At 42.0% G+C, this 8,204-nt stretch carries 9 protein-coding genes; all 9 read right to left on the bottom strand.

The genetic code is table 11. The features are described from left to right. Nucleotides 1-291: 291 nt before the first annotated feature. Nucleotides 292-1,071 carry a Sua5/YciO/YrdC/YwlC family protein gene (locus QZ565_RS06600; protein WP_070478988.1) on the bottom strand — a complete coding sequence of 260 codons (780 nt, stop codon included), beginning with the start codon at nucleotides 1,069-1,071 and terminating at the stop codon, nucleotides 292-294. 27 nt (nucleotides 1,072-1,098) lie between these two features. After that, the gene (leuD, locus tag QZ565_RS06595) at nucleotides 1,099-1,692 is read right to left on the bottom strand and encodes a 3-isopropylmalate dehydratase small subunit (RefSeq protein ID WP_295527255.1); all 594 of its coding nucleotides are present in this window, start codon (nucleotides 1,690-1,692) and stop codon (nucleotides 1,099-1,101) included. 9 nt (nucleotides 1,693-1,701) lie between these two features. After that, the gene (gene leuC, locus QZ565_RS06590; protein ID WP_295527252.1) at nucleotides 1,702-3,084 is read right to left on the bottom strand and encodes a 3-isopropylmalate dehydratase large subunit; all 1,383 of its coding nucleotides are present in this window, start codon (nucleotides 3,082-3,084) and stop codon (nucleotides 1,702-1,704) included. Between the two features lie 3 nt (nucleotides 3,085-3,087). Beyond that, nucleotides 3,088-3,357, bottom strand: coding sequence for a DUF1294 domain-containing protein (locus QZ565_RS06585; RefSeq protein WP_295527249.1), 270 nt, complete (start codon nucleotides 3,355-3,357; stop codon nucleotides 3,088-3,090). Further along, complete coding sequence (gene leuB, locus QZ565_RS06580; protein WP_295527246.1) at nucleotides 3,354-4,391, bottom strand: 3-isopropylmalate dehydrogenase; 1,038 nt, start codon at nucleotides 4,389-4,391, stop codon at nucleotides 3,354-3,356. Before leuB ends, QZ565_RS06585 begins: the two co-directional genes overlap by 4 nt. A gap of 11 nt (nucleotides 4,392-4,402) precedes the next feature. After that, the gene (locus QZ565_RS06575; RefSeq protein WP_295527243.1) at nucleotides 4,403-5,965 is read right to left on the bottom strand and encodes a 2-isopropylmalate synthase; all 1,563 of its coding nucleotides are present in this window, start codon (nucleotides 5,963-5,965) and stop codon (nucleotides 4,403-4,405) included. A gap of 313 nt (nucleotides 5,966-6,278) precedes the next feature. Further along, complete coding sequence (locus QZ565_RS06570) at nucleotides 6,279-6,935, bottom strand: MmcQ/YjbR family DNA-binding protein (RefSeq protein ID WP_295527241.1); 657 nt, start codon at nucleotides 6,933-6,935, stop codon at nucleotides 6,279-6,281. Between the two features lie 43 nt (nucleotides 6,936-6,978). Further along, a complete protein-coding gene (locus QZ565_RS06565) occupies nucleotides 6,979-7,611 on the bottom strand; it encodes a copper homeostasis protein CutC (protein WP_295527238.1) in 633 nt (210 codons plus the stop codon). Between the two features lie 93 nt (nucleotides 7,612-7,704). Beyond that, nucleotides 7,705-8,064 (bottom strand): YbaN family protein, encoded by a 360-nt coding sequence (locus tag QZ565_RS06560; protein ID WP_084929549.1) that lies wholly within the window; start codon nucleotides 8,062-8,064, stop codon nucleotides 7,705-7,707. Nucleotides 8,065-8,204: the final 140 nt, after the last annotated feature.

Below are 8,204 nucleotides of genomic sequence, written 5' to 3'. Positions count from 1 at the left end.
AATCATTTAAAAATTCCTTTAGTAAGTTTTGACTTTTAGTACAATCATCTTTTAAATTATTTTCAAAATTCTTTCTTTCCTTGATTAACCATTCACAAAAATTATCTAAGCTCACATTACTATAATTCATCTTTACATCACCTTCATTTTTATTGTTTAAGGAGTACGTATTCTATTAGTACCAACTACTCTTATAGCATATCATATCTATAAAAAAAAGAAAAGAATTTCTAAAGAAAAGCCTAGTGTAGAGTGGGGTATTCCCTCATAACACTAGACTTCTTTTTTATCTTAATAATACTCACCCTGACGGTAGTCCCATGAGTTAAAGGTGTCTGACAGGTGCATCATGATTTTATCAATGTCAAGCCCTTTACGGATCACAACTGGAGCTGGTGAAGTTGAACGTGCTCCTCCTTGTTCAGGAATTAGTTTGCCGTCTTTATCTACCATAGATACCATCACACCTTGCTCGTAGCGTGTTTCAATCGTTTTGTCAGGCTGGATTGATGCCACATAGTCGTCTGCCTCGATAACAAGGTCAACTGCTCCTTCGATGCGTTCTCCGATTCCTTCTACCTTACCACGGTTTCCTTTTCCAGATGGGTTTGCAGATGAGGCATAGACCATCTTGCCTTCTTCCCAAAGTTTGGCAGCTAATTGTTCACCAGCTTTCCCGAATTTGATAACAAAACAGCTAGTACCACGCACGTCAGTCATAAGTTCTTCACGGCTATCACCGTATGCTTTGAGTTCTTCAAAGGCTTCTGGTTTCCAAGGAAGGATACAGCCAAGAAGAATATCTTCGTCCCAATGTTTTTGGTAAAAGGCTTCAATTTCTGGGTTGAGTTGTGCTAAAGCGCGAAGCTCATCCATGCTACCACAGAGAACAACACCTGGTTTGTTACGGTTACGTTCTTTGGCTGCGAACTTGCGCTCAAGTCCTGCCTTGTCGCTAGTCATGATAATGTAACCAACTTTAGTAGGACAAACGATACATCCGCCCTCACCTTTTAAAATGTCGTAGCCTTCTTGTGAAAGTGTTCCGTTCCATTGAATGTGTTTTGTCATAGTTCTATTTCCTTTTCTATTTTTCTTCTAATCCTGCCAGTAGTCTGGTCGTTGTTTTTCATAAGCAGCAATCAAGTCTTCATACTGCAAAGTAATACCGATATCATCCAAACCATTTAAGAGCTTGTGTTTCCATTCGCTATCGATTTCAAAAGTGAATTCTCCAACTGGTGAGATGATTTTTTGTTGTTCCAAGTCCACAGTTACCTGGTCACTTGGTTGTAGCTGAGCTAGTTTCTCTCGAACCTCTCTGGGCTGAACAATGGGCAACATGCCATTATTGAGTTCATTATTGTAATGAATATCACCAAAAGACCCCGCAATCACGACTTTAAAACCATAGTCAGCTAGAGCCCAAGCTGCGTGTTCCCTCGAAGAACCTGCCCCAAAGTTATCCCCTGAGATGAGGATAGTTGCTTTACGGTATTCAGATCTGTTAAAGACAAAGTCTGGATCCTCAGTATACTTGTCATCCAGATAACGCCAAGCATACATGAGGTACTTACCAAAGCCTTTTTTATCAATTAACTTTAGAAACTGCTTGGGTAGGATTTGGTCGGTGTCGATGTTATCATTCATGAGAGGAACGGTCGTTCCCGTATAAACTGTAAATTTCTCCATATCCTCTCCTTACTGGGCTTCTGGCATTTGCCGAACATCTACGAAACGCCCTGCGATAGCTGCCGCAGCTGCCATAGCTGGACTGCAGAGATGGGTCTTAGCGCCAAATCCTTGTCTGTCCTCAAAGTTTCGATTGCTTGTTGAGGCACAGTGGACACCATCTGGAACCTTATCAGGATTCATCCCTAGGCACATAGAGCAACCTGGGTCTCGCCACTCAAAGCCAGCATCCAGAAAGACCTTGTCCAAGCCCAACCTCTCAGCAGCTCGTTTGACAGGACGAGAGCCTGGAACCACGATAGCTGTTAGATTAGGAGCAATTTTCTTTCCTTTAACAAATCGCGCAGCCAGTTGCAAATCGCTGAGACGAGCATTGGTACAAGAGCCGATAAAGATATAACCTAGTTCAATATCTTCTGGCTTTTGACCTGGTTCCAAATCCATATAATTGTAAGCTCGCTCATCATTCATATCTTTGATTTCTGGGAAGCTACTGTCAAAGTCAACCCCCATAGCAGGGTTGGTTCCCCAGGTCACCATAGGAGCCAAGTCTGAAACATCCATCTGGATAACCTTATCATAAACAGCATCATCATCACTGACAATTGTTTTCCAATCCGCCACAGCCTCTTCAAAGTCCTCTGGAATACATTCCCTTCCCTTGAGATAATCATAGGTGGTTTGGTCCGGATTCATGATTCCCATCTTGGATCCAAACTCGATGGACATATTGCAGATGGTCATTCGCTCTTCCATGCTCAGTGCATCAATAGCTTGTCCACGATATTCCACCACGTAGCCAACGCCGCAAGCAACACCGTACTTGGCAATCAAGGCTAAAATGAAATCCTTGGAATAAACTCCCTTTTGAGGAACTCCTGTGAATTCCACCAGCATTTTCTTGGGTTTGACCTGCCAGAGTGTCTGGGTCGCGAAGACATGCTCAACTTCACTGGTCCCAATTCCAAAAGCGATTGCTCCGAAAGCTCCGTGAGTTGCTGTATGGCTATCTCCACAGACAATAAATTTCCCTGGTTGGGTTCGTCCTGTTTCTGGACCAACCATGTGAACGATCCCCTGTTTTTCAGAACCGTGGGCAGCATGTTCGATCCCAAATTCCTCAACATTTTCAGCAAGCTTATCAATTTGAGCCTTGGAAATGACATCTCGAATATCGTAGATATTGACAGTTGGTACATTGTGGTCAAAGGTTCCAAATGTCAAGTCTGGCCGTCTCAATCTGCGACCTGCATCTCGTAATCCTTGAAAAGCTTGGGGACTAGTCACTTCATGAATATAGTGCTGGTCCACATACATGAGTTGGGGCTGCCCCTCTTCTCCTGTGATGACATGGCGGTCCCATAATTTATCAAAAATCGATTTTCCTGCCATCCATTACCTCCAAATAAAATATAAGGCTACTAGTGTGGTTACCATCCCGAGAAACCAAACTGTTTTAAAATACCATTTTCGAGTCTTGTGGTGAAAGGTGATTCCTGCTAACCAGGCACCAAAACCACCACAAGTAAGAGCCAAAATGAGTAAGATTTTCTCTGGGATGCGCCAAGCACCTCTTCTTGCCTTGGATTTGTCAATGCCATAAATCAAGAAAACCATGACATTCCAAATCAAAAGGACTAGAGTAATTTTTTCGTCTAACTTCATAACCTTGCAATAATAGCTTCTGTCATTTCCTTGGTCGAAGCCTGTCCACCTATATCTCTCGTTAAAACGCCAGCCGCTAAACTTGCCTCAACAGCACGTTCAATGCGCTCTGCATCCTCATAACATCCAAAACTATCTCTCAACATCATGGCCACTGATAAAATCATGGAGATAGGATTGGCAATTCCTTGACCTGCAATATCAGGCGCTGAACCGTGAATAGGTTCATAGAGACTTGGTCCATTTTCAGAATGACTGGCTGATGGCATAACTCCAAGCGTGCCAGATAGAACGCTTGATTCATCAGATAGAATATCTCCGAAAAGATTCTCCGTTACGATAACATCAAACTTGACAGGATTGGTAATCATGAGCATGGCAGCTGAGTCCACTAACTGGTGTTCCAAGGTCACATCTGGGAAATCCTGTGAGACCTTCTCAGCTACTTTCCGCCAGAGTTTTGATGTCGCTAAAACATTTTGCTTATCGATACTAGTAACGATTTTTCTGCGATTTCTTGCGATTTCAAAGGCTTTACGAATAATCCGCTCCACTTCCTCATAGCTATAGTCATTGATATCACGCGCTTTTTGCTCTTCAAGAATATGATCTCCGAAGTAGATCCCGCCTGTCAACTCCCGCACAACGACAAAGTCCACCCCAGCAATTCGTTCTGGTTTTAGTGGTGACAAATGCTTGAGACTCTCAAAAATCTTAACTGGGCGAATATTGGCATAAAGATTGAGTTCCTTACGGAGAGCCAACAAGCCTTGTTCAGGCCGAACCGCTGCTCCATCATACTGAGGACTACCGATAGCCGCTAGGAGAATAGCATCTGCTTCACGACATACTTTAAGGGTTTCATCAGGTAAGGGATGCCCTGCAGCATCGATACCTGCACCTCCAAAAGGTCGTCTGTCTATTTCATAGACAAAGCCTGTTTTTTTAGCTAGGGCTTCCAGAACCTCTAAACCAGCCTCCATGATTTCTGGACCGATTCCGTCCCCTGCTAGAGCTACTATTTTTTTTGTCATAGCATTCTCCTTTACACACTAGGCATATCGCGGTAGGAAACACTTCGCCCCATCTCACCAGCATTCTCTTTTTGAACAAAGGTATTGGCATTGATGTAGGCAATAGCCGAAGCCTTCAACACATCGAAATCAAGACCTGCTGCGTTAAAGATGGTTTCTGTATCTCTATTTTCAACAGTAACCAAGACCCGAGCTTGGGCATCAATTCCATCTGTCACAGCGTCAATAGTATAGGATACCAAGCGGACGGATTGGTTAAAGAACTTATCGATAGCGTTAAAAATCGCTTCAACGGAACCTTGCCCTGTCGCATTAAATTCGACTTTTTCACCATCCATATTGGCTAGGCTAACGAGTGCTTCAATGTCATTATCTGCATGGGTTTGCAGTTGTAAATCATCAAAGTGGAAGCCTTCTGGATTTTCAACCATGATTCCAGCTACCAGAGCACGAATATCTGCATCTGTGATTTCTTGTTTCTTGTCGGCCAGTGCCTTGAACTTCGCAAAGAGTGGTTTGATATCCTCTTCTGTAAAATCTAGGGCCAATTCTCTCAGTTTCTCAACAAAAGCATGACGTCCAGATAATTTTCCAAGCGGAAGGCTATTACTCTTGACACCTACCAATTCAGGAGTGATGATTTCATAGGTAAGAGGATTTTTAAGGACTCCATCTTGGTGAATACCAGATTCGTGAGAAAAGGCATTACCACCAACCACAGCCTTGTTTTTAGGAACTGGAATACCAGAGAAGCGAGAAACCATTTCTGACGTATTGATGGTTTCATTTAAAACAATACTAGTTTCTGCTTGATAGTAATCTTGGCGAATATTGAGCGCCACTGCTATTTCTTCCAAAGCAGCATTACCAGCTCGCTCCCCGATACCATTGATGGTTCCTTCGACACGTCCTGCCCCATTCTTGACGGCAGCAAGGCTATTAGCCACTGCCATTCCAAGGTCATCGTGGCAGTGAGGCGAATAGATAATCTGACGATCCGTCTTGACATTCTCAATCAAGTGTTTGAAGATAGCTCCGTATTCCTCTGGTGTGGTAAATCCTACCGTATCAGGGATATTGATATAAGTCGCACCTGCATCAACCGCTGTTTGAACAACTTGCAAGAGGAAATCCAACTCTGTTCTAGTCGCATCTTCTGGCGAGAATTCGACCACTTCAAACTTAGAACGGGCATAAGAGACATGCTCACTGATTGCTTTCAAAATCTCTTCCTTGCTCTTATTGAGCTTATACTTTCGGTGAATCGGACTGGTAGCGATAAAGACATGAACCTGTGGATACTTTGCGTCCTTGAGTGCCTCGTAACAAGCATCAATATCAGACTTGACAGAGCGTGCCAAACCAGTCACCGCTGTTTTCTTCAAGGCCTTAGCAATCTCCTGAACTGCCGTAAATGAGTCTGGACTAGCCGCTGGAAAACCAGCTTCAATTGCTGAAATACCCCATTTCTCCAGCTGTCTTGCAATGGCAATTTTTTCCTTGATTGAAAAATTAACACCAGGTGTCTGTTCTCCATCCCGAAGGCTGGTATCTAGAAATTCAACTGTTCTCATAAGATTTCCCCTTTTCCAAATGTGGTTTTAAAAAAACATCTCGCTTAGAAGTCCAAGCGAGATGTTGATTCATTCCCGCTTGGTAAGCCAAACAGGACTAATGCTTTTTGCACTAGCCCGAGTACCTCAACAACAAAGCAAATTGATTAAACTTAGCTGTTTTCATGTTTGACTTTCTCCTTCGTTTGATATCTTGTTTAGTATTTTAGCATAGGCAAAAGTACTTGTCAAGAAAAAATCCAATATTTTCTGAAAATTTCTTCAGTATAGAATATTTAGCTAATTGAAAGTTCTTGAAAATCCTTGAAATGTTTCATTTTTTAGAGGTTAAGTTCCAACTTTTTTCTATCAATTCCAGGATTGCTGAATCTGACAAAGTACCATCAAGAGCCACACTAATCCAGTAGCGTTTGTTCATATGAAAAGCTGGATAAATACCCTTTTGTGAAAGTAAATCGGATACTTGGTCGTGTTTAAGATTAACTGCTTCGACTAGACCTTCTCTACCCTTTTCCAATTTATTCCAAGAGATTTTCATCAAAACAGCATACCACTTTTGATTGCCTTCATGACGTAATACTGCCGTATCAGGAGATTTCTCCCATAGATATTCCAACTGATTTCCATACTTTTCCTGAACCTGAACCATGATACGCTTAGTCTGAGGACAGATAAAATCTTGTGCATCAAAACAAGCCTTCCGAATTTGGTAAAGAATCTCCAAACAAGCCTCACGGACATTTCCGACAAAACTTCCTCTCATGCTTTCCATATGGACTTGAGGATAGAGATCACCAGTCTCCTGGTCAAAGACTTGAAAACTCACATTATCAGCAGTGATAGATACAGTCATGACAAAGTCACCTTGCAAAATCTGGCAACTATAGGTCCAGACTCCACCATTTTCTACAAAACCATAATCATGAGCCTTTTCTTGATTCAATTGATAGGATTTAAAAATTTCAAACATAAGTGAAAACTGCTACCCAAAGCTAGCAGTTCCTTTCTATTTTTTAAAAGACAACCTTGGTTCCATGCAATTGTGTCACGCCCAACTGGTCGATAAAAGTTTGACGGTTGTCAAGGTCAATCCCCCCACCTGGTAGAATTTCAATTTTACCTTTAGCATGTTCCAAAATTCTGTGATAGTGAGCAAAACGTTTCTCTAGTGAATCGCCAGACACACCAGCACGAGTCAGGATACGGGTGACACCAGCTTGGCTAAGCCAGTCAATAGCTTCCAACTGGTCTTCATCACTCAATTCATCAAAGGCCATGTGGAAGACAATTTCCATTCCTTTTGATGCAGCAATTAACTTCTCCAGATTAGTTTTATCCAACTTCTTCTCAGCAGTTAAAGCCCCAAATACAACCCCTTGACTTCCAGCCTGAGCAGTCAAACGAATATCTTCTAGCATGATAGCAATTTCCATATCATTATAGACAAAGTCGCCACCACGGGGACGAATCATGGTCATAATGATCGTATCGTAGTTGGTTGCCAATTCAACTGCTGCCTTGGTCACTCCATAGCTGGGTGTTGTTCCACCAACTGCTAGATTATCACAGAGTTCGATTCGGCGAGCTCCAGCCTCCATCGCTTTTTCAAGCAAGGTCACATTTTCAGCACAAAATTCGTAAATCATTTGATTCTCCTTGAAGATTACTTTGAATTTATTATATCATATTGTTGTGAATATGCTTTCAATTTTATCAAGGGAAATAGTAACAAATTTTACCTATTCTTTGTCTGGAATGACCTTGAAGAGATAATAAGTGATAAAGATGGTCAAGGCTCCTAGACCAATTTTGACAGGTAAGAGAGGAGCAAAATAAATGGAAATTCCCATCAAAATGTAGATGGATACGATGATTTTTTTCTTTCGTTCACGCGCAATAGACTTAGTCTCGCGAAAATCAGCAACATATGCTTGATAGAGCTTAGTATGATAAAGCCAATCTTCGAAGCGCTTAGAACTTCTGGAGAAACAAGCAATAGACAACAAAAGAAAAGGCGTTGTAGGCAGCAAAGGTAAAACAACTCCAACAATAGCCAAGGCTAGTGATAAAAAACCAATGATCAGATAGATAAAACGCATAACTTCTCCTAGTTAATACTCTTCGAAAATCTCTTCAAACCTCGTCAACGTCGCCCTTAGAGTAGGTATGGTTCCTGACTTCGTCAGTCTCATCTGCAACCTCAAAGCAGTGCTTTAAGCAACCTGCGGTTAGTTTCCTA

Source organism: uncultured Streptococcus sp. (assembly GCF_915066115.1).
Classification (GTDB): Bacteria; Bacillota; Bacilli; order Lactobacillales; family Streptococcaceae; genus Streptococcus.
The sequence above is the reverse complement of the archived record's forward strand: the minus strand, read 5'-3'. Positions and strand labels throughout refer to the sequence as shown.